We start from the raw sequence: 543 nt of genomic DNA, 5'->3' as shown, positions 1-543 counted from the left end.
CGTCCGGTAGGGGTCGTACCGGACAAACCCGTCTGGCAGGCGTCGTTCCGGTGCGCACACGACACCGCCGTGTATGCGCCAACCCCGATCTCCGCGAAGTTCCGCAGGCTGTCCGTGCCGGGCACGAAGTACCCGGCGTGCCCCTTGGCGTCACGGGCCGACAGCACGCGGGCGCCGAACCCGTCGGCCACCGGGTCGGCCCCGTGGCCCAGTCCGCCGAGCTCCAGGTGGGGCACGTCCTGGATCCAGTCGTCGGCGTCCCGCATCGCCCACACCCGCGCGGTGGTGCGCAGGTGGGAGGCGTGCTCCACCCGCATCCCCGGGCTGCCGGCCACGGCGATGTCGGAGACCCGCTCCGGCAGTCCCCGTGCGGCCAGTCCGCAGACCACCGAGCCGTAGCTGTGGCAGAACAGCGAGACCGGGGCGAGCCCGGGCAGCCCCCGCACCATCGCGTCCAGCCGGTCCGCGCCGTCCTCCGCGCGCATCGCCGTGGCCGCGTCCATGCCGAGCCCGCTGGGCGCGGTGTAGTCGGCCCAGGCGATC

General features: G+C 74.6%; 1 protein-coding gene. It reads right to left on the bottom strand.

Going from position 1 to position 543, the window contains the following annotated elements:
* Positions 1-543 (bottom strand): alpha/beta hydrolase (locus tag LPA54_RS36100; protein ID WP_228984760.1); only part of this gene is annotated, 543 nt, incomplete at both ends.

The organism is Streptomyces sp. DH12, assembly GCF_020873895.1.
Taxonomy (GTDB): Bacteria; Actinomycetota; Actinomycetes; order Streptomycetales; family Streptomycetaceae; genus Streptomyces.
Note: the sequence above shows the minus strand (reverse complement) of the source record. Positions and strands in the feature narration are given on the sequence as shown.